The following is a 25,111-nucleotide window of genomic DNA, read 5'->3' as shown; positions in this document are numbered from 1 at the left end:
CGAAGCCATGACCTTCACCCAACGGTTGCAGGCCGCACTTGCCCGCTTGGGTGGACTGTTGACAGGCGGCGTCTGGGGTGGACAGGCCGCAACCCAGCAAGGGCTGCCAGTCAATCTGGGAGGCTATGACAGGGCCAGTAGGGCACGCGGTCAGACTGTGCGCTTGATGGGGCTGGACCAGATTTTGGTTTGTGTGGTGGTGGCATTGGTGCTCTGGGGCATGGTCATGGTGTATTCGGCTTCGATTGCCATGCCTGACAATCCGCGTTTTTCCCGCTACACGCAAACACATTTTCTGCTTCGCCACGTGATGGCCATCACGGTCGGCTGCGTCATGGCCTTGCTGGCTTTCCAGGTGCCCATGGAGACATGGGAAAAAATGGCCCGCCCCTTATTCGTATTGTCTCTGGTGCTGTTGGCCTTGGTTCTGCTGCCCTTCATAGGCAAGGGTGTCAATGGTGCCCGGCGATGGATTTCCTTGGGTGTGATGAATTTTCAGCCATCGGAATTAGCCAAATTCGCCACCATCATTTATGCGGCCAATTACATGGTGCGCAAGATGGAGGTGAAGGAAAACTTCATCAAAGCCGTTTGGCCCATGGGCGCGGCGGTGGGTCTGGCCGGGGTGTTTTTGCTGGCCGAGCCCGATATGGGAGCCTTTTTGGTCATTGCCATCATCGCCATGGGCATCTTGTTTTTGGGGGGTGTCAACGCCAGGATGTTCTTTCTCATCCTGGGCATCTTGATCTTGGCATTCGTGATCATGATTGCCGAGTCACCCTGGCGCCGCGAACGCATCTTTGCCTACCTCGATCCCTTCAGTGCCGAGCATGCCCTGGGCAAAGGTTACCAATTGACACACTCGCTGATCGCGATTGGGCGGGGTGAGGTGTGGGGTGTCGGATTGGGCGGCAGCGTCGAAAAACTCCATTGGCTGCCAGAAGCGCACACTGATTTCTTGCTGGCCGTGATCGGTGAAGAATTTGGTTTGATCGGTCTGTCATTGGTGATTTTCATGTTCCTCTGGCTCAGCCGCCGCATCATGGTGATCGGGCGTCAGGCCATTGCTTTGGAAAAGGTGTTTTCTGGTTTGGTGGCCCAGGGAGTGGGCATCTGGATCGGATTCCAGGCTTTCATCAACATGGGTGTCAACCTGGGGGCACTGCCCACCAAGGGGCTGACCTTGCCATTCATGAGCTATGGCGGATCTGCACTGATGATGAACCTGATTGCCGTGGCGGTGGTGCTGCGCATCGACGCAGAAAACAAACAAATGATGCGGGGAGGGCGGCCATGACGGACACGCGCAAAACCGCTTTGGTGATGGCCGGTGGCACAGGCGGGCACATTTTTCCGGGCTTGGCCGTGGCCGAAGCCTTGCGCGAAGCCGGCTGGCGCGTGCATTGGCTGGGCGCACCAGACAGCATGGAAAGTCAGTTGGTGCCGCCGCGCGGTTTCGCCTTCGAGCCAGTGGCATTTGGCGGTGTGCGAGGCAAAGGCATTCAGACCCTGGCGCTGCTGCCGCTGCGCTTGCTGCGCGCTTTTTGGCAAAGCCTGCAGGTGGTTCGCCGCGTCAAGCCCGATGTGGTGCTGGGCCTGGGCGGTTACATCACTTTCCCAGGCGGCATGATGGCCAGCCTGTGGAGCAAGCCTTTGGTGCTGCACGAGCAAAACTCGGTGGCCGGCCTGGCCAACAAGGTGCTGGCGCAACTGGCCGACCGGGTGTTCACCGCATTCCCCGGCGTCTTCAAAACCGGGCAATGGGTGGGTAACCCCCTTCGCCGCGCATTCACTGAACAAGCCACGCCCGCTGAACGCTTTGCCGGCCGCAGTGGTCCCTTGCGCGTGTTGGTGGTGGGTGGCAGCTTGGGCGCCAAGGCCTTGAACGACATCGTGCCCCAAGCTTTGGCCTTGATGCCTGAGAGCACACGCCCGCAGGTGATCCACCAAAGCGGGGCCAAGCAAATTGAGGCGCTTCGGGCCAACTACGCGAATGCTGGCGTGCAGGCCGAATTGACTCCGTTCATCGACGATACGGCCAGCGCCTTCGCACAGGCCGACCTGGTGATCTGCCGCGCTGGTGCCAGCACCGTGACCGAGCTGGCGTCGGTGGGCGTGGCGGCCTTGTACGTGCCGTTTCCGTTTGCGGTGGACGACCACCAAACCACCAATGCGCAGTTTTTGGTGGCCTCGGGTGGTGGCTGGCTGGTGCCTCAGGCCGAGTTGACCGCGCAGAACCTGGCCGAGCGCCTGACGGCCTTGAGCCGCGACACCTTGCTGGACGTGGCGCAAAAAGCCCACGCACAGAAAAAAACAAATGCAACCAAGGAGGTTGTAATGGCTTGTGAGGAGTTGGCGGCATGAAACATGCCATCCGAAAAATTCATTTCATCGGCGTGGGCGGCTCGGGCATGAGCGGCATTGCCGAAGTGTTGCTCAATTTGGGTTACCAGATTTCAGGCTCCGATTTGTCCGACAGCGCCACGTTGCAGCGTCTGGCGGCTTTGGGCATTCACACGCATGTGGGCCACAGCGCTAAAAACGTCCAAGACGCCGATGCCGTGGTCACATCGACCGCCGTGAAAGCCGACAACCCCGAGGTGCTGGCCGCACGTGCGCGCCACATCCCCATCGTGCCGCGGGCTGTGATGCTGGCTGAGCTGATGCGCATGAAGCAGGGTGTGGCCATCGCGGGCACGCACGGCAAAACCACCACCACCAGCCTGGTGGCCAGTGTGTTGGCCGAGGCCGGGCTGGACCCGACCTTCGTGATTGGCGGGCGCTTGAACAGCGCGGGTGCCAATGCCAAGCTGGGCACGGGTGAGTACATCGTGGTCGAAGCCGATGAATCCGATGCTTCTTTCTTGAACCTGTTGCCCGTGATGGCGGTGGTGACCAACATCGACGCCGACCACATGGAAACCTATGGTCACGACCTGGCCAAGCTCAAGGCCGCCTTTGTCGAGTTTTTGCACCGCATGCCTTTTTACGGCACGGCCATTGTGTGCTCGGATGATTCTGGCGTGCAGTCCATCGTGGACAACATCGCTCGCCCTGTGACCACTTATGGCCTGAACGAGGGTGCGCAAGTGCGTGCGATGGATGTGCGTGCCCAAAACGGTCAAATGCACTTCACGGTGCAAAGGCGCAATGGCGTGAGTTTGCCGGACCTGCCCATCGTGCTCAATTTGCCCGGCGTGCACAACGTCCTCAATGCGCTTGCCGCCATTTCAGTGGCGGTCGAGCTGGGTGTGGACGATGCTGCGGTGCAACGCGCACTGGCCCAGTTCAAGGGCGTGGGTCGACGATTCCAGCGTTATGGCGATGTGGCCACGGCCGACGGCCAAGGGCGCTTCACCGTCATCGACGATTACGGGCACCACCCGGTCGAGATGGCCGCCACATTGGCTGCAGCACGCGGTGCTTTCCCGGGCCGCCGTTTGGTGCTGGCTTTTCAGCCGCACCGCTACAGCCGCACGCGGGACTGCTTTGAAGACTTTGTCAAAGTCATCAGTCAAGGTTGCGACAGCGTATTGCTTTGCGAGGTTTATGCAGCAGGCGAAGCCCCGATTGTGGCGGCAGACGGTCGTTCATTGGCCAGAGCCCTGCGTGTGGCGGGCAAGCTTGAGCCCGTGTTCGTGGATCAGATTGCCGAGATGCCCCGGCTGGTGATGGACAATGCCCGCGATGGAGACGTGCTCATTTGCATGGGGGCTGGCTCGATCGGTGCCACGCCAGCGCAGGTGGTGGCTTTGGCCGGTGCTGTGCAAACTCGGGAGGTCGCAGCATGAGTGATGCAAGGGTGCAATCCTGGGCTTCTTTGGGCAAGGTGGCCGTCTTGATGGGGGGGCGCTCGGCTGAACGTGAGGTCTCACTCATGTCGGGCCAGGGTGTGCTCAAAGCCTTGCTCGACAGCGGTGTGGATGCCCATGCGTTTGACCCGGCCCAGCGCGATGTGATGGCGCTTCGGCAAGAAGGATTTGAACGTTGTTTCATTGCTTTGCACGGACGCTTTGGTGAAGATGGCACTGTTCAAGGCGCTTTGGAGTTGATGGGCATTCCTTACACAGGATCGGGTGTGATGGCCTCCAGCATGGCCATGGACAAAGTCATGACCAAACGCGTCTGGCAGGCCGAGGGATTGCCCACGCCGCGCTACGTGCTGGTTCAGCCGGTGCAAATCGATACTCTTTGTGCCGACACCCTGATACGTCAATTGGGTTTGCCCTTGATCGTCAAGCCAGCACGCGAGGGGTCCTCGATTGGTGTGAGCAAGGTCAGGCATGCCTCAGAGTTACCGGCTGCACTGCGCGCCGCCGCAGCCTGCGACAGTGACATCCTGTGCGAGGAATGCATTGAAGGTGATGAGGTGACTTGCCCTGTTTTGGGCAGCGGCCCGCTGGCCCATGCCCTGCCCATGATCCGGATCGTTGCACCTGACGGTAACTACGACTACCAGAATAAGTATTTCAGCGACGACACCCAATATCTGGTGCCATGCGGACTGCCTGAAGCAGAAATGCATGCGATCAATGACCTGGTCATTCAGGCTTACCGTGTATTGGGTTGCAGGGGATGGGGGCGCATTGATGTGATGATCGATGGCGCAACACGGAAGCCCTATTTGCTGGAAATCAACACATCTCCCGGCATGACGGGCCACTCTCTTGTGCCAATGTCTGCACGTGCAGCAGGTATTTCCTATGAATCGCTGTGTTGTCAGTTGTTGGCCGATGCCAGCCTGGATGACAAGGGAGGCAAACGGTGACCAAAAGCCTGCCTTTGCCCATGGATGTCCGACTCATGAACTTTGGCGCTGCAGTGCTGATGCTGGTGTTCGTGTTGTTGGTTTTGGGCGGGGCAGCTTCGTGGTTGTTGCGGCACCAGGCGTTTGCCATTCGGTCCATCACGGTTCAGGGCGAGGTGGTACGCAGCCACGCAGCGAGTTTTCGTCACCATGTGATGCCGCAACTGAGCGGGAATTTTTTCACCATCAATCTGGCGCACGCCAAAAAGGGGTTTGAATCCGTGCCTTGGGTGCGTGAGGCGGTGGTGCACCGTGTATTTCCGGGTCAACTTCGCACGGTGATCGCAGAGCACGAGCCATTCGCCACTTGGGGGGAAGAGGGCGGCTACTTGATGGTCAATCAGCAAGGACAAGTGTTTGAGGCGCCCATGGAAGAGGTGGACATCGAAAAATTGCCGCGCATGTTGGGGCCAGAAGGCAGCGCGCCCATGGTCACGCGCATGTATCGCGTCATGCAACCCTTGCTCGAGACGCTCGACTTCAACATTGAAAAAATCGAGCTCACCGCCAGAGGAAGTTGGCGAGTCTGGACCACAAGTGGAGCCCAAATTGAGCTGGGTCGGGGCACCGAAAGCGAATTGGTGGAACGCACCCAATTGCTTCTGAAGACGCTGCCCCAGGTGAGCGCACGTTACAAAAGGACGCCGATGGCATTGCTGGGTGCTGACATGAGACACAAGGACGGTTATGCCTTGCGTTTGAGAGGGGTGAGCACCCTGGACGACAACGATAAAAAAAATCCGGATGGGTCAAAACAGTGAAATTCAACGGAAAAGGTGGTTGACATGGCAAAAGAATACAAAGATCTGGTCATTGGCCTGGACATCGGCACCTCCAAGGTGATGGCGGTGGTGGCCGAGGTCATGCCCGATGGCGAACTCAAGATCGCAGGTCTTGGAATTGCCCCGGGCAATGGTCTCAAGCGGGGTGTGGTGGTGAACATCGATGCCACCGTGCAAAGCATTCAACAAGCCTTGAAAGAGGCGGAGTTGATGGCCGACTGCAAAATCACCCGGGTTAACTGCGGTATCACAGGCAGTCACATACGCGGCATCAACTCCAGTGGCATGGTGGCCATCAAGGACAAGGAAGTGGCCCAAGCCGATCTGGCCAGGGTGATGGAAACGGCCAGGGCGATCAATATATCCAGTGATCAACGCCTGCTGCTGGTGGCACCGCAAGAATTTGTCATCGACGGACAAGAAGTCAAGGAACCCATTGGCATGAGCGGCATGCGTCTCGAAGCCAAAGTGCACATCGTCACGGGCGCACAAAGTGCGGCAGAAAACATCATCAAATGTGTCCGCCGCTGCGGACTTGAAGTTGATCAGTTGCTGCTCAATCCGCAATCATCCAGCTTGGCCGTGCTGTCAGAAGACGAGCGTGAACTGGGCGTTGTGTGTGTGGACATTGGCGCCGGAACCACCGATGTGGCCATCTTTGCCAACGGTTCGATTCGGCACACGGCAGTGATTCCGATCGCGGGGGACCTGATCACCAGCGACATTGCCATGGCCTTGCGCACCCCCACCAAGGATGCCGAAGACATCAAAGTCGAAAGCGGTTATGCCAAGCAGTTGCTGGCAGACGCGGATGCTCAAGTGGAAGTGCCGGGGCTGGGCGACCGGGGGCCTCGCATGCTCAGCCGCCAGGCCTTGGCGGGCGTGATCGAGCCGCGCATCGAAGAAATATTCTCACTCGTCCAACAAGTGATTCGGGAGTCGGGTTACGAAGAGGTGTTGTCTTCGGGCATTGTCTTGACCGGTGGCAGTGCGGTGATGCCCGGCATGATTGAGTTGGGTGAAGACATCTTCCTCAAACCCGTACGACGAGGCTTGCCCAAATATTCGGGTGGCTTGGCCGACATGGTGAGCCAGCCCCGTGCGGCCACCGTCATGGGCTTGCTGGAAGAAGCCCGTCTGGCGCGTCTGCGTGGCTACAAGGTGACCCAAAAGAAGAGTCCGGTGAACAACGCTTTTGGACGATTCAAAGACTTCATTGTGGGGACTTTCTGATGCGCTGGAACCCTGCATTTGCGATTCGGGGCAGCCCGATCTGGTCAAGGCCATGTCGATGTTGACAGGCCTGGACCCCGCGCATTGATTTCAACAACACGTTTACAAATTCAGGCAACTGCAGATTTTTAGGAGAACACCATGACCATTGAAATGATCCAAACCGAAGAATTCAACCAAGGCACCCAAATCAAGGTGATTGGCGTGGGCGGCGGTGGCGGCAACGCCGTGGAGCACATGATCAAGCGCGAAGTTCAAGGCGTTGAATTCATCTGCGCTAACACCGATGCACAAGCACTGGCACTCAGCACAGCACACCGAATTGTGCAATTGGGAGTGACTGGCCTGGGCGCTGGAAGCATGCCCGAGAAAGGGCGCGAAGCTGCCGAAGCAGCCGAAGACGATATCCGCGCGGCGATCGAAGGCGCGCACATGTTGTTCATCACCGCCGGCATGGGGGGGGGCACCGGTACAGGTGCGGCCCCCGTGATAGCCAAAGTTGCCAAAGACATGGGCATCCTCACTGTCGGCGTGGTCACCAAGCCTTTCGACTTTGAGGGCAAGCGACGCATGGCCAATGCCGACGATGGCATGCGAGAGCTTGAGGCCAACGTCGACTCCCTGATCGTGGTGTTGAATGAGAAATTGATGGAGCTGCCAGGTGGCGAAGACATGAGCCAGGACGAGGCGTTCTCGCATGCCAATGATGTGCTGAAAAACGCTGTCGGCGGCATTGCCGAAATCATCAACGTACCGGGCAATGTGAACGCCGACTTTGAAGACGTTCGCACCGTCATGGGTGAACGTGGCAAAGCCATGATGGGCACAGCCGTAGCCAGCGGCCCTGACCGTGCACGAATTGCTGCCGAGCAGGCTGTGGCCTGTCCTTTGCTTGAAGGCGTTGACCTCAAAGGCGCCCGGGGTGTTCTGGTCTTGATCAGCGCTGCCAAAGGGTCCCTGAAGTTGTCCGAATCCAGGCAAGCCATGAACACGATTCGTGACTGCGCGTCAGAAGAGGCGCATGTCATTTATGGAACCGCATATGACGATAGCCTGGAAGACCAGATTCGGGTGACCGTGGTTGCCACCGGCTTGGCCAAGGCGGGGGCCGCCCGTCCAGAACTCAAAGTGCTGCGACGCACCGGTACCGACAACATGCCCATCATGATGGATGGACGCGAAGCGACTTCAGCACCGTTGAACGCCAGTGCTTCACCCTTGGTCAACAACGGTGTGAACGTACCTGCCTACTGGCGCAGCAACCGCACCCATGCGGCTGCACGCGTGGATGGCATGGCCAATGCCGGTATGGACGATATCGACATTCCGGCCTTCTTGCGTAAGCAAGCCGACTGAACTGAACTGACCTGGGCCAGGCATGGAGTGTGATGGGCGTGAGCCTGTCACACCCCCGCCATTTAAAATGCAGGCATGCTTGCACAACGCACACTCAAAACCCTGACCCAAGCCGTTGGCGTGGGTTTGCACAGTGGCCAAAGGGTCGAGCTGACCTTCCGGCCTGCTGCGCCGGATACCGGAATTGTGTTTCGGCGGGTAGATTTGCCCGAACCAGTCGATATTCCCGTGCGGGCCCAATCGGTCACCGAGACCCGACTGGCTTCGACCATTTCAGCGGGACAGGCCAAGGTGTCCACCATCGAACACCTCATGTCGGCCTGTGCTGGCCTGGGCATCGACAACCTGTATATCGACATCACCGCCGAGGAAGTGCCGATCCTGGACGGGTCGGCTGCATCTTTTGTCTTCTTGCTGCAAAGTGCGGGTATCGTGGAGCAAGCCGTGCCCAAGCGTTTTTTGCGCGTACTCAAGACGGTCCAAGTCAGCGACGGCGAAGGCAGCAACATCAAGTGGGCCAAACTGGAGCCTTACCACGGGTACAAACTCAGTTTTGAAATCGACTTTCGTCACCCCGCCGTCGATTCAACCGGCCAGCAAGTGGCGTTTGACATGTCCGAGGGAATTTACTCTCGCGACATTGCCCGGGCCCGCACCTTCGGATTCACCAAAGATGTGGAAATGATGCGCGCCAATGGACTGGCCCTAGGTGGAGGACTGGACAATGCCATCGTGATGGACGACTACAAGGTGCTTAACGCCGATGGTTTGCGCTATGACGATGAGTTTGTCAAACACAAAATTCTGGATGCCATCGGCGACTTGTACATTGTGGGCAGTCCTATGTTGGCCGCTTACAGTGCTTTTCGGTCGGGCCATGCCATGAACAATGTCTTGTTGCGGGCACTGTTGAACCAGCCAGACGCCTACGAAATGGTCACCTTCGACAAGGCCAGTCAAGCGCCCAAAGGATTTGCTGCCCTGCAACCCGCCTGGTGAGCCGCTGGCGGGTTCCGGGCCAATGCCTGGCCTGAGTTTTGCTAGACCCGAGAGACCTTCTGGGGCCACAGCACACAGGCAATGGACGCCACCATCAAAGCCACCGCAGCCCAGTCTTGCCAGTGCAAGACCTCACCCAGCCACCATGCGCCACTGAAAACCCCGAGCACAGGAATCAGCATCACACTCAAGGTAGAGGCCACGGGCGGCAAGCTGCGCGCCAGATAAAACCAGGCAGCGTGAGCAAAGCCAAACACCAATACCGCATTGAAGACAATTGCAAACCAGTTGGCAGGCGAGGGGGGAGCCCATTGATCTGCTTCAAAAAACAAGGCCAGCACAGTCATCACAGCGGTGGTCATCAAAGTCATCCAAAACGAAATGGATAAGGTCGGCACAGGTATTCGGGTCCGACGAAGCAATTGGGTGCCCAGCGCCCAAGTGCTGGCCGCAGCCAAAGCCAACAGCACGCCTGTTGGGCGACCACTCAAATTCGCCAACTCATGCCACAACAGCAACACCACGCCCAAGCTGGCAGCAGCCACCCCAGACCATGAACGTTTGGCCAACTGATCCCCAAAAAACCAGGCACCCAGCAAAGCCGAAAACATGGGCATGGTGTAACCCAGAATGGCCGCGCGTCCGCTGGATAGAGCTTGCACCGCAATGATGATCAAGGCGTGCCAGATGAACATGTTGAACACCGCCAGCACCAGCAGTTCTCGCCAATGTGCACGCGGAATCCGAAACGGCACCTTCATGACCAGCAGCGCCAAGCCCAAAACAGGCGTGCCCAGCCAAAGGCACAGGCTGCGAAAAGTCAGCGGCGGAAAACCGGTCACACCGATTTTGAGAATGGGCCAATTGATGCCCCAGACCAAGGTGAGCAAGACCAAAATGGTCCATTGGCGTGAAGAAAGAGTTTGCATGGCGTGCATCTTAGTCGCCCCTTAAAATTGCAGCATGACCTTCCTTGACATGCTGCGCGCCGCCGAGCGCCAAAACGGCTCCATGCTTTGCGTGGGCCTGGACCCCGAACCCACCAAGTTCCCGGACCGCTACAAGGGCGACGCCAACAAAATCTACGACTTTTGCGCCGCCATTGTGGACGCCACGGCCGACCTGGTCAGCAGCTTCAAACCCCAAATTGCCTACTTTGCCGCGCACCGCGCCGAAGGCCAGCTCGAACGCCTGATGGAGCACATTCGCCGCGTGGCCCCGCATGTTCCGATCATTCTGGACGCCAAGCGCGGCGACATCGGCAGCACCGCCGAGCAATACGCCAAAGAAGCTTTTGAACGCTACGGCGCCGACGCCGTGACCCTCTCGCCCTTCATGGGCTGGGACTCGGTGGCCCCCTACCTCAAGTACGAAGGCAAAGGCGCATTCTTGCTGTGCCGCACCTCCAACCCCGGCGGCGACGATTTGCAAAACCAGCGCCTGTCCACGGTGGAGGGCCAGCCCCGCTTGTACGAGCATGTGGCCAAACTGGCCCAAGGCCCCTGGAACCTGAATGGCCAACTCGGTTTGGTGGTGGGTGCCACCTACCCGGCCGAGATCGAGCGCGTGCGCGAACTTGCACCCACCGTGCCCCTGTTGATCCCCGGTGTGGGTGCGCAAGGCGGAGACGCCGTGGCCACCGTCAAGGCCGGCTGGCGTGCCCATGCCGATGGCTCCAGCGCTGGGGCCATCATCGTCAACTCATCGCGTGCGGTGCTGTATGCATCGAGCGGGGAAGACTTTGAAGCCGCGGCGCGGCGCGTGGCCATGCAGACGCGGGACTTGCTTGAAGCGGCCAAGCCCCGATAAAGGAAACCTGCATGTACGAACATTTGGTCATCAAAGAGCAAGGCCGCCTGGTTGAAGTTCATTTGAACCGGCCCCAAGTTCGGCATGCCCTGTCTCGCGCCCTGATGCGCGAGATCACCGCCGTGGCCCGCGCCCTGAGTGAACGCACAGACATTGACGTGGTCATCCTGACGGGAGACATGCGGTGCTTTTCGGCGGGTGCTGATCTGAACGACGCTCAAGCCTGGGCCGACGACAGCTTGTCCACGGTGCAACGGCGCGACATTGCGGGCACGGGTTTTCGCATGTGCAAGGCCTGGGAAGAAATGCCGCAGATCACCATCGCCGCCATCGAAGGCTATGCGGTGGGCGGCGGGCTGGCGCTGTCCTTGGCCTGCGACTGGCGGGTGTTGGCGCAAGACGCCTTTGTGTCCTTGCCCGAAATCGCCTTGGGCATCCCTTTGACCTGGGGCACCATCCCCCGTTTGGTCAACCTGCTGGGCCCCGCCAAAGCCAAACGCCTGACCATCTTGTGCGAACGCATCGCTGCGCCCGAAGCCCTGAGCCTTGGACTGGTCGACTACGTCAGTGACAAAGGCCAAGCCTTGATCCGCGCACAAGCCCTGGCCGCGCAAACCCTGGCCCAACCCGCCGCCACCCTGCGCATGAGCAAAGAGTCGGTCAACGCGGCCGCCACAGCCCTGAACCACGCCACCTCGTACATGGCACACGACCAGATCGCGCTGGCCGCCTCCAGCCCCGAGTCACGCGCTGCGCGGGGTCAGGCTTTGCGCTGAAGCCTTCAAGCTTCAGTTGGGATTTTTTTCAATGAATTGACGCAGCGCAGCGTCAATGCGCGTTTGCCAGCCATCGCCGCTGGCTTTGAAATGCGCAATCACTTCCGGCGACAGCCTAATGCCAACCCGTACCTTGGTGACATCGGCTTTGGGCCGACCGCGTGGCGTTAACAAAGACTGCGCTCGTTCAGGGCTGAAAAGTTGGGTGAGTACTTCACTGGCGGGCCTTGCATTTGCCAAGTCTTCGGCTGTCCAGGCTGGATTGTCAGTGTCGGGTTTGTGTGGGTGGGTTTTGCGTTTGCTCATGGTGGTGTTCGTTGCGGGTTTCTGTAGGGCTGTTAAGGCAAAAGGTCATCTGAAATTTTTTTAATATGAAAATACACTCAAATGCCAATCGGCTTGGGCTTTACTCGGGAGCAGAAAATGAAAGCAGCGGTTTCATCAGGTGAACTCAAATCCATTCTTTTGTCGAAGCGAGCAAACCTTTACTACTTGGAATATTGCCGTGTCTTGTGTAATGGTGGGCGTGTGGAGTTCGTCACGGACGAAGGCAAGCAATCGCTTTATTGGAATATCCCCATTGCCAACACCACCACGGTGTTGCTCGGCAACGGCACATCCATCACGCAAGCGGCTATGCGCGAACTGGCCAAGGCGGGCGTACTGGTCGGGTTTTGCGGAGGCGGGGGCACGCCGCTGTTCAGTGCCAATGAAATGGATGTCGAAGTCGCTTGGTTTTCACCGCAAAGCGAGTACCGGCCCACCGAGTATTTGCAGCAGTGGGTGCGTTTTTGGTTTGACGATGCGTTGCGGCTGCAAGCTGCCAAAACGCTGCAAGCCATGCGACTGGCGCGCATACGGCAGCACTGGGCTAACTCCCGGCCATTGCGCGAGGCAGGGTTTCTGATTGACCCCATCGTTTTGGGCACGGCATTGGACGCTGCGCAGCACAGTGTTGACGCCGCCGCTGACACCAACCACCTCTTGGCTGCAGAAGCGCACTTGACCAAGCAGCTCTACAAAATGGCCGTAAACACCGTTGGCTATGGCGAATTCACACGCTCCAAGCGCGGCAGCGGCACCGACCCAGCCAACCGATTTTTGGACCACGGCAATTACTTGGCGTATGGATTGGCCGCCAGCGCGACCTGGGTTTTGGGCTTACCCCATGGCTTGGCTGTGCTGCATGGCAAAACGCGCCGAGGTGGTTTGGTGTTTGACGTGGCTGACCTGGTCAAAGACGCGCACATCCTGCCTCAGGCCTTTGTGTCCGCCATGCGTGGCGATGACGAAGCAGCCTTTCGACGCGCCTGCATCGAGCAGCTCACTCAGACCGAGGCGCTGGATTTCATGATCGACCAGCTCAAAGACATTGCGGTCACCGTCGGCAGGCTTGCACCATGAATATTTTGTTGGTCAGCCAATGCACCAAACGGGCGTTGACTGAAACGCGCCGCATTCTGGACCAGTTTGCCGAAAGACGAGGTGACCGCACTTGGCAAACGCCCATCACCCAGCAGGGCTTGGACACCTTGCGCATGTTGCTGCGCAAAACCGCCCGCAAAAACACCGCCGTAGCATGCCACTGGATACGCGGACAAAACCACAGCGAATTGCTCTGGGTCGTCGGTGATGCCAAACAGTTCAACGCCAACGGGGCCACACCCACCAACATGACCGAACGGAACATCTTGCGACAAGACGACGAAAACGATTGGCACACTGCACACGACATCCGCTTGCTGGCGGCCATGGCGGCGCTGTTTCATGACTTTGGCAAGGCCAATGACACATTTCAGGACAAGCTCAGAGGCCAAGGCAAATTGGCCGACCCTTATCGGCACGAATGGGTGTCATTGCGCTTATTTCAGGCCTTTGTAGGCGAAGACGCAGATGCTGTGTGGTTGCAACGATTGATTGATGGCGGAAACGAGGTCAATCCGCAATGGTTCGTCAACCTCTTTTCTGATGGCGTCAGTCCTGGCTCCCAAGCACCGCTTGAAGGTTTGTCGCCATTGGCGCAAGCGATTGGTTGGCTCGTCGTGAGCCACCATCGCTTGCCGACACCTGACTTGAAGCCCAAAGATCTGGTGGGCTTTAAGTTAAAGCGACTTGAAAAAATTGACCTCAGCTTGGAAGCCAGTTGGTGCGGTAGTCGAATCCAAGCCAGTGAAGACGATGATCCGAAAGCCCATCAAAAAGCCTTGATGGGCTGTTGGACTTTTAACGCCAAATTGCCACACCACAGCGCTGCATGGCGCAAGCGCGCTGCGACCTTGGCTCAGCGCATGCTGGAGCGATCCAGCCTGATGGACAAAGACAACAAATGGTTCAAAGAAAACCCGTATGCCATGCACATGGCACGCTTGACGCTCATTCTGGCGGATCACCACTTTTCCAGCATTGAGGGTGACCGCAAGCTCGGCGATCCCACGTACAAGGCCTACGCCAACACCGACCGCAACAAGGAGGGTAGTCGCTTGAAGCAGCGCCTGGACGAACATCTGATTGGTGTTGAAAAGGGCGCACACAGCATCGCCCTCAGCCTGCCCCAACTCGATGCCAGCTTGCCCCGCATTCACAATCACCGTGCCTTCAAGCAACGCAGTGGCAGCGCTCGATTCGCCTGGCAAGACAAAGCCTTCGACTTGGCCACTGCCTTGCAAGTCAGTAGCGAAAAACAAGGCTTCTTCGGTGTCAACATGGCATCCACCGGTTGCGGCAAAACACTGGCCAATGCCCGCATCATGTACGCCCTGGCGCATCCACAAAAAGGTGCACGCTTCACGGTGGCGCTGGGCTTGCGCACCCTCACATTGCAAACTGGCGATGCATTGCGTGAGCGCATGGGCTTAGGCTCTGACGAATTGGCTGTGATGGTGGGTGGTGGCGCGGTACGCGCACTGCACGAGCACAACAAACAGCAAAGCGCGGCAGCCAATGCAACAGAAAACACTTTAGAAAACGCGGGAAGCGAATCAGCCCACGACTTGCTGCCCAGCAACACCCATGTGCAATATGACAACACGCTCCACCCCGGACCATTGAGCGAATACTTGGGCGGCAACGATCCCAAAAAACAAGCTGCACAACAACTTCTGCACGCACCCGTGTTGGTCTGCACGGTTGACCACCTCATGCCCGCGTGCGAAGCCACACGCGGCGGGCACCACATCGTGCCCATGCTGCGGCTTCTTACGTCTGACTTGGTGCTTGACGAGCCCGACGACTTTGGCATCGAAGACCTGTATGCACTCACGCGACTGGTGCATTGGGCGGGTTTGCTGGGCAGTCGTGTGTTGCTGTCCTCTGCAACCTTGCCTCCCGCCTTGATACAAGGCTTGTTTGCCGCCTATTTGGCGGGACGGCAAAGTTTTCAAAAAAACCGGGGCCAACCGGGGCTGGCCGCTTCGGTCTGCTGCGCATGGTTTGATGAAAACGGTGCCGCCCACAGCGAACACGCCGATGAAAACAGCTACCTGCAAAGCCACAGTGCCCTTGTGCAAAAGCGCGTTGCCCACCTGGCAGCGCAACACCGCACCGATCAGCGCCGACAAGCGCACATCGTGCCGGTGAACATCAAGGTCACCAGCACGCCACAGATTCGCCGCGAATACGCCCAAGTGATTTTGAAAGCCACTTTGGATTTGCACCGCCACCCGCAAAACCACACGGCTGAGCAATCCGCTGCAGGTCAGCCCAGCGGCAAGCGCGTGAGCTTTGGCCTGGTCCGCATGGCCAACATCGACCCGCTCATTGACGTTGCTATGGCTTTGCACGACATGCCCATGCCCGAGGGTGTGCGCATCCATTTGTGCGTGTACCACTCGCGCCATCCGCTCTTGGTGCGCTCGGGCTTGGAGCACACCATTGACCAAGCGTTGCAACGCAATGGTCAAGACAAAGACCCCGCAGCCCAATTGCGCAAGCCTGCCATCCGCGCAGCCATTGACGCCCATCCCGAAGCCGATCACCTTTTTGTGGTGCTGGCTACCGCCGTGGCCGAAGTCGGACGCGACCATGACTATGACTGGGCCGTGGTCGAGCCATCGTCCATGCGCAGCATCATCCAGTTGGCTGGCCGCGTGCGCCGCCATCGGGCGGGTGCGGTTCAAGAGCCCAACATCGCTTTGTTGTCGCACAACCTCAAGGCCTTGGAAAACCCGGGCGGTGCTGCCTTTACTCGGCCTGGCTTTGAAACTGCAGGCCATCCATTGGCGGCTCACGCGCTCAACGACCTGCTGCGCGACCCAGAATGGCAACAGTTGGATGCCACATCCCGAATCACCCAGTACAGCCCCCTGCAAGCCGAGCAACGCTTGTCGGATCTGGAGCACGCCCGCCTGGGCGGTGTGATGGAAACGCTCGCTGCCGCGGACCAGTCAGACGATGGCGAAGATGGAGAGCTGACCGTGCGCCGCTGGTGGCAAACCCTGAGCCACTTGACCGGGGTGGAGCAACGCAGCAAACCCTTTAGGCACGACCCGCAAGGGCGCGAAGAATTTATGTTGTTGCCCACCGAAGACGAAGACCGCTTTGAGTTTTGCACGCTGGATGACGAGCAGCGCAAACAAAACCACGACAACTTGTTTGCGCCTTTGGCCCTTGCCGAAAACCCGGCCATCAGCGCTTGGGCGGTGCGCCCTTATGTGACCGAATTGACCGAGCTGGCAGAAACCAAATCCCAGAGCCTGGACAAATTGGCCCGACGGTTTGGGTCATTGGGGTTGCCCAAGGGGGAAGGCACCCAAGTCTGGGCATGGCACCCCATGCTGGGATTTCGTCGAAGCGCGCAAGAGTGAACTGCAAAAAAGGTCTTGCAGGTTTACAAAATATAAAAATTCCTAATAGAATGTAAACCCGCTGAACCAAGCCCCAGTTCACCTCAAGAAAGCTCGACATGCTCCACACCCGACTTCAACAGGCCCGCAAAGCCACCGGACTGTCTTTGCGCGAAGTGGCTGAACGCGTAGGCGTGTCGCACGCGGCCATCAAAAAATACGAAGACGGTGAAACCACACCGCCCAGCGACATGCTGCTCAAGCTGTCGCAGGCCCTGAATGTTCGCGTGGCCTACTTTTTTCGGCCCCAAACCGTGGTTCTCGACGGGCTGGAATACCGCAAACACAGCGCCTTGCCCAAAAAGCGCCTGAACGCCATCACCCATGCCGTGATCGACCAAATCGAGCGGCGCATGGAACTGGAAGGCCTCTTTCCGCAGCCACCCCAAGCCTTTGCCATCCCGCTTGACTTGCCCACTGTCACTGACATGGCGCACACCGAAGCGGCAGCGGAGCAAGTGCGCAACGCTTGGCAGCTGGGCATGAACCCCATTCCTGACCTGATTGGCACCCTGGAAAAGCAGGGCATTCGCGTCTTCATCACCGAAGACGATGGGGACCAACACTTTGACGGCCTGGCGGCACATGCCGCCGGTGTACCTGTGGTGGTGGTGGGGCGACACTGGCCCGGTGACCGCCAGCGCTTCACGCTCGCGCACGAGCTGGCGCATTTGCTGTTGGCCGAGCGAATCGGCGCGTCACTGGATGCCGAGCTGGTGTGCAACCGCTTTGCGGGTGCATTCCTTTTCCCCAAGTGTGCGGTTTTGCAAGAGCTGGGCACGCACCGCAACGCCATTGAGCTGCAAGAGTTGGCGCTGCTGAAGGCCGAATACGGCCTGTCCATGGGCGGCATTCTTTACCGGGCACGCGATCTGGGCATTGTCAGCGCCGCATACCGCCAAACCCAGGCCGATCTCTTCAAAGCCAAAGGCTGGCACTTGACTGAACCTGGCCCTGCCTACCCCGCCGAAAAAGCCCACCACTTTGAGCAACTGGTCTTTCATGCGCTCGCGGAAGACTACATCGGCGAATCCAAAGCAGCCGAGTTGCTCAACCTGCCGCTCACCCAGTTCCACCGCATCCGTCAAATGGACGTTACCGTGGAGCAAGCCCATGTTGGCGTTCATCAGTGACGCCAACATCCTGATTGATGTGGAGGTGGGTGGCCTCATGGCCCCCATGTTCAGCCTGGGTTACCAATTTGCGGTGCCCGATGTGCTTTATTTTGAAGAACTGGCCGAGCACCATGCGCATTGGCGTGACATGGGGCTGATCGTCAAAAGTTTGCCGTCCGAAGGTGTGGCCCGCGTGCAAGCCTTGAGCCAAAAATACAAGCACCCCAGCCGCAACGACTTGTTTGCACTGGCCTTGGCCGAGCAAGCGCAATGCCCTTTGCTCACGGGCGATGCCGCTTTGCGCAGTGCGGCCGAAACCGAGCAGGTGGAAGTCAAAGGCACGATTTGGCTGGTGACCGAGATGGTGCGCAAGCATTGCATCACCACCACCGTGGCCCGTGTTGCCTACAAGGCCATGCAAGAACAAGGCAGGCGACTGCCTTGGGAGCTTGCGTACAGCATGCTCAAAGCCATGGAGGGTTAAATCGAATCAATCAACAAATCATTTCCAGAGACAGTCAACCCAATCAATTCAAAAAGGAGCATTCATGGTGACTCAAATTCCGGACCCCCAAGAAGTCGCAGCTTTGCGCGGCTTGGTGGATGGGTTCATTCAAGAGCGACTCCAGCTCAAGCTGGACAAGCTCAAAGGCGACAACGACGAGGTGCAGGCGCAGCGATTGAGCTTGCAGCAAGCGCATGTGCGTAAAACCTGGTTGGCCGATGCGGCCAAGCGGGTGCCGCAGATTCAGCTGGCCAGCCACACGCTCAAACCCATTCACCCCGATGCACGCGGCACCAATCTGTATGTGGACCAACCCGTTTGCAAAGATGCCAACATCGTCGGTACACACACTTTGCAGGGCCAGCGTGCAGACGATGTGGTGGGTAACGCTGCTGCACTGGATGTTTTCAAGTTCTTGAAACTCCAGCACAACGGTCAAAGCTTGTTGGCGCGGCTATCCTGCAAAGATGGCGCTGCGCTGAATGCCTTGAGCAGTGATACACAAGAAGCCACGCAATGGGCGCAAGCCTTTGCTGGCATTGTGGATGGCAAGGGCGGTGCGGCCAGTCACACCCTGGCCAAGCAGCTTTACTTTCCAATGCCCGAAGACGGCTATCACCTGTTGGCTCCGCTGTTTCCCACCGCTTTGGTTCATGGCGTACACACCCATTTGCAAGAAGCGCGTTTTTCGGATGCGGCCAAAGCGGCCCGAACAGCGCGTCGTGCCAAGGAACCGCATGCCCACGGCTATTGCGATTACCCGGGCATGGCGGTGCGCAACATGGGGGGCAGCAAGCCGCAAAACATCAGCCAACTCAACAGCGAACGCGGTGGTGCCAATTACTTGCTGGCCAGCGTGCCCCCAGTCTGGAAAGACCAAGGCACGCAGCCGCCGTTGCGAGTGACTTCGGTGTTTGACAAGCGCGCCGTCATCGGACGTGACCGCACGGTGTACCTGATTGCCAAGGCGCTCAGGCCATTTCTGGAAAGCGTGGCTGAAGTAGGCAACAACATGCACATCAGCGCTAAGCGAGCCGAGTTGGTGCAATCCATCATCGACCGCGTGCTTGACATGGCCACCGAGCTGCAATGCCTGAACGGCGGTTGGAGCGCCGACCCCGCTTGCAAACTGTCTTGGTCGCAAAAGCAATGGCTCGATGCAGATGCGCTGGAAGCGGCGCAAGCAGCCCATGAAACGCAAATTGCAGCCATGGGCGCGGCCGATGGCGCATTGGCGGCACCTGAGCCGACCGAATGGCGCGACAAAGTGGCCGAAGACTTTGCCCGCTGGCTCAATGCCACCCTCAGCACCGACAAAATCCGCATGGGTGATGCCGAATTCATCGAGTGGAAACACAAGTTTTTGGAGGTGTTGCCATGAAGCCCGAACGCTTTGAAGCGGTCTTGTTGTTGCCGCGCTTGCGTGTGCAAAACGCCAATGCCATCAGCAGCCCGTTGACCTGGGGCTTTCCGCCGCCCAGCGCCTTTACCGGTTTTGCGCATGCACTGCAACGCTGCATGAACAGTCAAGGGCTGGATTTGCGTTTTGGCAGCGTGGCCATTGCCTGTCACCAGTTCGAGCCCCAAACCTTTCAGCCACCGGGGCGCTACACGCAAGTGTTCAACCTGACGCGCAACCCTTTGGACAAAGACGGCAACACACAAGCCATCGTCGAAGAAGGGCGCACGCACATGGAGGTGAGCTTGCTCATCACCGTGTCGGGTGGCGACTGCCCATTGAATGATGAGCAATGCAAGGCACTGGCAGCCCAGGTTTTGCACCAGGCCGAAGGCATGCGTCTGGCGGGCGGCAGCATCTTGCACAACCCGCAGCGTGGCAAGCACCCAGCGCAGTGGATCGACTGGCCCACCAACCGTGAAGGGCAAACCAGTGCCTTTGCGCAAATGCGTCGTCACTTGGCCCCTGGCTTTGTGTTGGTCAGCCGCGCACAGTTGTTGGCCGACCACATGCGTGCCATGCAAAAAGTATGTGCTGAATCTACAGCTTTGGATGCCTTGCTTGACTTGTGCGCTTTGCATTACACGCCGCCAACTTCAGACACAAGCGATGCAGAACGAGCCGCAAGCGAGGGTGCTGACGCTGCCGATGTTGAAGCCGTCAATGCATCAGCCGTGGCTTCTAAAGATTGGACAGTGTCGCGTCGCAAGCCCGGCTGGCTGGTGCCTTTGCCTGTGGGCTATGCCGCCATCTCTCAGTTGTATGCGCCGGGCGAAGTCAAAAACGCCCGTGACAACGACACACCGTTTCGCTTTGTCGAAAGCGTGTTGTCGCTGGGCGAATGGGTGGGGCCGCACCGCATCAAAAACCTGCATGACCTGCTCTGGCGACACCACGCCCAGCCCGAGGCGGGTTTGTATGTCACGCACAACGGCGCGGCTGTGACCAGCCCAACGCCAACCCCTGTTTAAACGAATCACTCACATTCAAGGAATTTTCATCATGGCTACCAAAAACACCGCTGACCTCAAAACCGCATCCGTTCTGGCTTTCGAGCGCAAGCTCGACCCGTCAGACGCCGTCTTTTCTTCGGGCCTGTGGGCCGACCGCAGTAACGCCAAAGTTTGGCCCGCAGTGCTTGTGCGCGAAAAGTCTGTGCGCGGCACGATCTCCAACCGCCTCAAAACCAAAGACATCGATCCGGCCAAACTCGACGCCGAGATCGAAAAGCCCAACCTCCAAACCGTCGATGTGGCCACCCTTCCACCTGAAGCCGATACCCTGCAAGCGCGCTTTACCGTGCGCGTGCTGAGTGGCGCTGGGGTGCCATCGGCCTGCAACAGTGCGGCCTACCAGCAAAAACTCAAAACCGTGGTGGACAGTTACGCCAGCACTGCAGGCTTTGCCACGCTGGCCCGGCGCTACGCAAGCAACCTGGCCAACGGCCGGTTTTTGTGGCGCAACCGCGTGGGCGCAGAAATGGTTGAAGTGCAAGTTCGCCATCTGCAAGACGGGCAAGCCGTCAGCACCTGGACGTTTAACGCGCTTGATTTCTCGATGCGCAACTTTGACGCCCCAGCGGCCAGCACCAGCGACGTGGCCGCATTGGCGAAGGTGATTGAGCAAGGCTTGTCGGGCCAGCAATATGCGTTGCTTGAAGTGACTGCCTTTGCCCGCGTGGGCGCGGGGCAAGAGGTGTTCCCTTCGCAAGAATTGATCTTGGACAAGGGTTCCAGCACCGCTGGGCAAAAAAGCAAGACCCTCTATGTGGTAGGCAAAACCACCAAGCAGGAAGGTGCTGCCGCCATCCACTCGCAAAAACTCGGCAACGCCATTCGCACGGTGGACACCTGGTATCCCGACGAAGGTGGCTTGGGTCCGATTGCGGTCGAGCCCTATGGCTCGGTCACCTCGCAGGGTAAGGCGTATCGTCAGCCCAAAGAAAAGCAAGACTTTTACACCTTGCTCGATGGCTGGGTCATCAAAGACCAAGTGCCTGCCGTGGATCAGCAGCACTACGTCATGGCCAACCTGATCCGTGGCGGCGTATTTGGCGAATCGGGCAAGGACTGAGCCCCATGGACCACTACGTCGACATTCGGCTCCAGCCCGATGCTGAATTTGCGCCCGCCATGCTCATGGCGGCGCTGTTCACCAAGCTGCACAAAGCGCTGGCGGCAGGCGCACACCAAGACATTGGCGTGAGCTTTCCGCAAATGGAGGTGAGCGATGGTGCGCCTGCACCTACACCCACTCGTGCATCACGCATCGGTGCACACCCACGCTATATGTTGGGCCTGGTGCTGCGCTTGCACGGCACCCGCATGGCGTTGCACAAACTGCTGACCACAGATTGGCTCACCGGCATGCGCGACCATGTGGCATGCGGCGCTGTGTTGGCGGTGCCCACCGATGCGCGGCATCGCGTGGTCAGCCGTGTACAAGCGAAAAGCAGCCCCGAGCGCTTGCGCCGACGCCAAATGCGCCGCCATGGCCTGACGGCAGATCAAGCACAAGAGCGCATCCCCGACAGCGCTGCAGAAATGCTGAACTTGCCCTTTTTGACCCTGCGCAGCCAAAGCACAGGTCAAACTTTCAGGCTGTTCATTCGCTTGGGTCCGGAACAGGCCACAGCCGTGCCAGGCGAGTTTGGTGCGTATGGTTTGAGCCCCCAAACCACGGTGCCTTGGTTCTGACCCTTTTTTTCGACCCCGCTGCAAGTCCATATAAATCAAGGACTTACGGTGGGGGTGAAAATTTGGGTCTCAAGGCCTTTTTTGCTCATATTCTTAAGCGCGACAATAAGTTAGGGATAATGAATTGCGGTTCACTGCCGCATAGGCAGCTCAGAAAGTTTAGTGATGGAAGGGCTTATGACTCATTTTGTTCACTGCCGCATAGGCAGCTCAGAAAATTATTGACGGACATGTAAATGTTAGGCTGAAGTTCACTGCCGCATAGGCAGCTCAGAAAAAGGTGGTCTTGGCTGTGTCGCGCTCTTGTGTGTTCACTGCCGCATAGGCAGCTCAGAAATTTCCCAGGGTGTATCAGTAAGCGCTTATATAGTTCACTGCCGCATAGGCAGCTCAGAAAGCGAAAAGATTGCGGGCGGCGACAGCAACATCGTTCACTGCCGCATAGGCAGCTCAGAAAAACACATCGCGCCCGTTCCAGCCGATCAAGTTGTTCACTGCCGCATAGGCAGCTCAGAAACGCCGAGGGCTACCGCCCCGGCCTGCGCATCACGTTCACTGCCGCATAGGCAGCTCAGAAAGCGAAAAGATTGCGGGCGGCGACAGCAACATCGTTCACTGCCGCATAGGCAGCTCAGAAACGTGGAACCCTTTGTCTTGGCTCATCCGCTGGGGTTCACTGCCGCATAGGCAGCTCAGAAATTTAACGATTGACGCACGCGCCCACGGCTCGCGTTCACTGCCGCATAGGCAGCTCAGAAAAAGTGATTCGACAACTGTATCGGCCCTGTAAATGTTCACTGCCGCATAGGCAGCTCAGAAAGTCAGGTCGGCCTTGCTGCCAAAGGCGCACTGGTTCACTGCCGCATAGGCAGCTCAGAAAGCCAAGCGCCTGCACGCCGAGCAGATGCTGGAGTTCACTGCCGCATAGGCAGCTCAGAAAATCAGGCCAACTCGAGATGTGGTCAATTCCTCGTTCACTGCCGCATAGGCAGCTCAGAAAAAAGAGGGTTTGATCGAGCTGGCCCGCCACTAGTTCACTGCCGCATAGGCAGCTCAGAAATGCACCAGCCGGGAATCCCCGGCCTTTTCTTTGTTCACTGCCGCATAGGCAGCTCAGAAATATTCCGCTCGACATAGGGGTGAAGTTGAAATGTTCACTGCCGCATAGGCAGCTCAGAAACGTTCACGATCGTGGGCGGCGCTGAGGTGCGAAGTTCACTGCCGCATAGGCAGCTCAGAAAAAAAAAGCTGCAAGGCCCTGCTTTGCTTCGTCGTTCACTGCCGCATAGGCAGCTCAGAAATTGACATCGACTACGAAACCAAAACCCTGCACGTTCACTGCCGCATAGGCAGCTCAGAAAATGGCGCTTTGGCGGGCCACCGCGCTGTCCAAGTTCACTGCCGCATAGGCAGCTCAGAAAACTCAAAGGATGAGGCATATGGCCTTGATTGCGTTCACTGCCGCATAGGCAGCTCAGAAATTGACAAGCCCGAACGTATCGAGGGCATACCGGTTCACTGCCGCATAGGCAGCTCAGAAATTGCCGATCAGTTCACCGTTTTTGCCCTTGGCGTTCACTGCCGCATAGGCAGCTCAGAAATCGAATGTCGCCACGCTCTCACGCAGCTTGACGTTCACTGCCGCATAGGCAGCTCAGAAAGCCGCGAAGCCGTGGGAATCTGAAAAAGTGTTGTTCACTGCCGCATAGGCAGCTCAGAAAAGTACCACCAGCAAACCCGTCAGCAAAAGTATGTTCACTGCCGCATAGGCAGCTCAGAAAATTGGGTACGTCTGCCCCTGTTTACGGCACCGGTTCACTGCCGCATAGGCAGCTCAGAAATGACGCAGGGGGCCGCAAAACCTAAGCTCCATGTTCACTGCCGCATAGGCAGCTCAGAAAGCTGAGCGTAAGATGGTTGTTGATGCTTTGGGGTTCACTGCCGCATAGGCAGCTCAGAAAACTGGAAATCAAGCGAGATTTTGCCGGCCGATGTTCACTGCCGCATAGGCAGCTCAGAAAAGCTTGTGACCATCTTTTGCCCGCTTGGTGGCGTTCACTGCCGCATAGGCAGCTCAGAAACAGCAATATTCAAAGATGAACCAGCTACACCAGGTTCACTGCCGCATAGGCAGCTCAGAAAAATCCAATTCACAGGCACCGTTAAGGCCTGGAGTTCACTGCCGCATAGGCAGCTCAGAAAACTCGCGGTCGGGCTTGAGCGACACGCCCAAAGTTCACTGCCGCATAGGCAGCTCAGAAAAGAGAGAGCACGTCGCCGCGCTGGACAAAGGTGTTCACTGCCGCATAGGCAGCTCAGAAAGATGTGTCGGACGCGATCCGTCAATGCCTTGAGTTCACTGCCGCATAGGCAGCTCAGAAATGGTGGGCTCAGGGCTCAGGCCTTGGCCTTGGCGTTCACTGCCGCATAGGCAGCTCAGAAAACTGCTAGGCCGCATTTTCATGCTTGTTTATTGTTCACTGCCGCATAGGCAGCTCAGAAAATGTAAGTTGATTGCGGGCGTATGGGCTTGCCGTTCACTGCCGCATAGGCAGCTCAGAAATCTCAAGATTCAGCCGCTCACATCTGGGTTGAGTTCACTGCCGCATAGGCAGCTCAGAAAAGCGTGAACTAGATTCTTATGATGGTTTTCTTGTTCACTGCCGCATAGGCAGCTCAGAAATTATTCCTAGAAACAAACTTTACCGAACCATCGTTCACTGCCGCATAGGC

Annotated in this window: 20 protein-coding genes and 1 CRISPR repeat array (1 of these 21 only partly in view); of the genes, 18 read left to right on the top strand and 2 right to left on the bottom strand. The window is 58.0% G+C overall.

Annotated elements, in window-relative coordinates; translation table 11 throughout:
* Positions 1-7: 7 nt before the first annotated feature.
* The 8 genes from ftsW to lpxC all read left to right on the top strand — a co-directional run bounded on the left by ftsW (position 8) and on the right by lpxC (position 9,177).
* The gene (gene ftsW, locus HEQ17_RS02430) at positions 8-1,297 is read left to right on the top strand and encodes a putative lipid II flippase FtsW (RefSeq protein ID WP_296291103.1); all 1,290 of its coding nucleotides are present in this window, start codon (positions 8-10) and stop codon (positions 1,295-1,297) included.
* Entirely contained in the window at positions 1,294-2,364 is a 1,071-nt protein-coding gene (gene murG / locus HEQ17_RS02425; protein WP_296291102.1) for an undecaprenyldiphospho-muramoylpentapeptide beta-N-acetylglucosaminyltransferase, read from the top strand. The genes ftsW and murG overlap by 4 nt, the downstream gene beginning before the upstream one ends.
* Positions 2,361-3,791 carry a UDP-N-acetylmuramate--L-alanine ligase gene (murC, locus tag HEQ17_RS02420; protein ID WP_296291101.1) on the top strand — a complete coding sequence of 477 codons (1,431 nt, stop codon included), beginning with the start codon at positions 2,361-2,363 and terminating at the stop codon, positions 3,789-3,791. Before murG ends, murC begins: the two co-directional genes overlap by 4 nt.
* A complete protein-coding gene (locus HEQ17_RS02415; protein ID WP_296291100.1) occupies positions 3,788-4,768 on the top strand; it encodes a D-alanine--D-alanine ligase in 981 nt (326 codons plus the stop codon). Before murC ends, HEQ17_RS02415 begins: the two co-directional genes overlap by 4 nt.
* Positions 4,765-5,568: a cell division protein FtsQ/DivIB gene (locus HEQ17_RS02410; protein ID WP_296291099.1), complete on the top strand. Its 804-nt coding sequence runs from the start codon at positions 4,765-4,767 to the stop codon at positions 5,566-5,568. The genes HEQ17_RS02415 and HEQ17_RS02410 overlap by 4 nt, the downstream gene beginning before the upstream one ends.
* Positions 5,569-5,592: 24 nt before the next feature.
* Positions 5,593-6,822 carry a cell division protein FtsA gene (gene ftsA, locus HEQ17_RS02405; protein WP_296291098.1) on the top strand — a complete coding sequence of 410 codons (1,230 nt, stop codon included), beginning with the start codon at positions 5,593-5,595 and terminating at the stop codon, positions 6,820-6,822.
* A gap of 141 nt (positions 6,823-6,963) precedes the next feature.
* Positions 6,964-8,178 carry a cell division protein FtsZ gene (gene ftsZ, locus HEQ17_RS02400; RefSeq protein WP_296291097.1) on the top strand — a complete coding sequence of 405 codons (1,215 nt, stop codon included), beginning with the start codon at positions 6,964-6,966 and terminating at the stop codon, positions 8,176-8,178.
* A gap of 75 nt (positions 8,179-8,253) precedes the next feature.
* On the top strand, positions 8,254-9,177 hold the full coding sequence (gene lpxC / locus HEQ17_RS02395) for a UDP-3-O-acyl-N-acetylglucosamine deacetylase (RefSeq protein WP_296291096.1): 924 nt from the start codon (positions 8,254-8,256) through the stop codon (positions 9,175-9,177).
* A 41-nt stretch (positions 9,178-9,218) separates the two neighbouring features.
* Here lpxC and HEQ17_RS02390 read toward each other — a convergent pair whose 3' ends face one another.
* Entirely contained in the window at positions 9,219-10,106 is an 888-nt protein-coding gene (locus HEQ17_RS02390) for a DMT family transporter (RefSeq protein ID WP_296291095.1), read from the bottom strand.
* A 34-nt stretch (positions 10,107-10,140) separates the two neighbouring features.
* On the opposite strand from HEQ17_RS02390, the gene pyrF reads away from it, so the two are divergent.
* Together pyrF and HEQ17_RS02380 are read left to right on the top strand one after the other, a co-directional pair.
* The gene (gene pyrF / locus HEQ17_RS02385; protein ID WP_296291094.1) at positions 10,141-10,986 is read left to right on the top strand and encodes an orotidine-5'-phosphate decarboxylase; all 846 of its coding nucleotides are present in this window, start codon (positions 10,141-10,143) and stop codon (positions 10,984-10,986) included.
* Between the two features lie 11 nt (positions 10,987-10,997).
* Positions 10,998-11,762 (top strand): enoyl-CoA hydratase/isomerase family protein, encoded by a 765-nt coding sequence (locus tag HEQ17_RS02380; RefSeq protein ID WP_296291093.1) that lies wholly within the window; start codon positions 10,998-11,000, stop codon positions 11,760-11,762.
* Between the two features lie 12 nt (positions 11,763-11,774).
* Here the strand turns inward: HEQ17_RS02380 and HEQ17_RS02375 are convergent, their stop codons facing one another.
* On the bottom strand, positions 11,775-12,068 hold the full coding sequence (locus tag HEQ17_RS02375) for a BrnA antitoxin family protein (protein WP_296291092.1): 294 nt from the start codon (positions 12,066-12,068) through the stop codon (positions 11,775-11,777).
* Between the two features lie 117 nt (positions 12,069-12,185).
* On the opposite strand from HEQ17_RS02375, the gene cas1f reads away from it, so the two are divergent.
* The 8 genes from cas1f to cas6f all read left to right on the top strand — a co-directional run bounded on the left by cas1f (position 12,186) and on the right by cas6f (position 22,378).
* The gene (cas1f, locus tag HEQ17_RS02370; RefSeq protein ID WP_296291091.1) at positions 12,186-13,166 is read left to right on the top strand and encodes a type I-F CRISPR-associated endonuclease Cas1f; all 981 of its coding nucleotides are present in this window, start codon (positions 12,186-12,188) and stop codon (positions 13,164-13,166) included.
* Entirely contained in the window at positions 13,163-16,564 is a 3,402-nt protein-coding gene (cas3f, locus tag HEQ17_RS02365; protein ID WP_296291090.1) for a type I-F CRISPR-associated helicase Cas3f, read from the top strand. Before cas1f ends, cas3f begins: the two co-directional genes overlap by 4 nt.
* A 98-nt stretch (positions 16,565-16,662) precedes the next feature.
* Positions 16,663-17,736 carry an XRE family transcriptional regulator gene (locus HEQ17_RS02360; RefSeq protein ID WP_296291089.1) on the top strand — a complete coding sequence of 358 codons (1,074 nt, stop codon included), beginning with the start codon at positions 16,663-16,665 and terminating at the stop codon, positions 17,734-17,736.
* On the top strand, positions 17,717-18,202 hold the full coding sequence (locus HEQ17_RS02355) for a PIN domain-containing protein (protein ID WP_296291088.1): 486 nt from the start codon (positions 17,717-17,719) through the stop codon (positions 18,200-18,202). The genes HEQ17_RS02360 and HEQ17_RS02355 overlap by 20 nt, the downstream gene beginning before the upstream one ends.
* Before the next feature lie 64 nt (positions 18,203-18,266).
* The gene (csy1, locus tag HEQ17_RS02350; RefSeq protein ID WP_296291087.1) at positions 18,267-19,604 is read left to right on the top strand and encodes a type I-F CRISPR-associated protein Csy1; all 1,338 of its coding nucleotides are present in this window, start codon (positions 18,267-18,269) and stop codon (positions 19,602-19,604) included.
* Complete coding sequence (csy2, locus tag HEQ17_RS02345) at positions 19,601-20,653, top strand: type I-F CRISPR-associated protein Csy2 (RefSeq protein WP_296291086.1); 1,053 nt, start codon at positions 19,601-19,603, stop codon at positions 20,651-20,653. Before csy1 ends, csy2 begins: the two co-directional genes overlap by 4 nt.
* Positions 20,654-20,684: 31 nt before the next feature.
* On the top strand, positions 20,685-21,755 hold the full coding sequence (csy3, locus tag HEQ17_RS02340; protein ID WP_296291085.1) for a type I-F CRISPR-associated protein Csy3: 1,071 nt from the start codon (positions 20,685-20,687) through the stop codon (positions 21,753-21,755).
* 5 nt (positions 21,756-21,760) lie between these two features.
* Complete coding sequence (gene cas6f / locus HEQ17_RS02335) at positions 21,761-22,378, top strand: type I-F CRISPR-associated endoribonuclease Cas6/Csy4 (RefSeq protein WP_296291084.1); 618 nt, start codon at positions 21,761-21,763, stop codon at positions 22,376-22,378.
* A gap of 129 nt (positions 22,379-22,507) precedes the next feature.
* Positions 22,508-25,111: a CRISPR direct-repeat array (repeat unit 28 nt; unit sequence GTTCACTGCCGCATAGGCAGCTCAGAAA); it runs 3,971 nt beyond the window's last position.

The organism is Limnohabitans sp., from assembly GCF_023910625.1.
Taxonomy (GTDB): Bacteria; Pseudomonadota; Gammaproteobacteria; order Burkholderiales; family Burkholderiaceae_C; genus Limnohabitans_A.
Note: the sequence above shows the minus strand (reverse complement) of the source record. Positions and strands in the feature narration are given on the sequence as shown.